This is a genomic window from Burkholderia sp. SIMBA_051 (assembly GCF_046534915.1).
GTDB lineage: Bacteria > Pseudomonadota > Gammaproteobacteria > Burkholderiales > Burkholderiaceae > Burkholderia > Burkholderia ambifaria.
In genome coordinates this window covers 1-274 of record NZ_JAWRXS010000243.1, presented here as the reverse complement: position 1 = coordinate 274, position 274 = coordinate 1, and the positions used below count along the sequence as shown (strand labels likewise).

The window sequence follows — 274 nt, the reverse complement described above, 5'->3', positions numbered from 1 at the left end:
CAGAAGAAGCTGGCCGAAATGCACGGCACGAAGCCCGCGCACCTGTTCGACGACATCGCGGACGGCTCGGACGACGCTGGCGCGCTGACGCCTGCGTATCGCCGCGAGACAACGCCGTGGCCGGGCATGGCGAAGCCGAAGAAGGCACCGAAGTACCGCAACACGAAGTGCGAGCACGACGGCATCAAGTTCGACAGCCAGAAAGAGCGCTCGCGCTGGTTCGATCTGATCCAGATGCAGGCGCGTGGCGAGATCCGCGAGCTTGAGCTGCAGG

At 65.0% G+C, this 274-nt stretch carries 1 protein-coding gene; it reads left to right on the top strand.

Features of this window, described 5'->3' with window-relative positions; genetic code table 11:
* Positions 1–18 precede the first annotated feature (18 nt).
* Positions 19–274: DUF1064 domain-containing protein (locus tag SB771_RS34365; RefSeq protein ID WP_410721958.1), on the top strand; the 256-nt coding region annotated here is incomplete at its 3' end.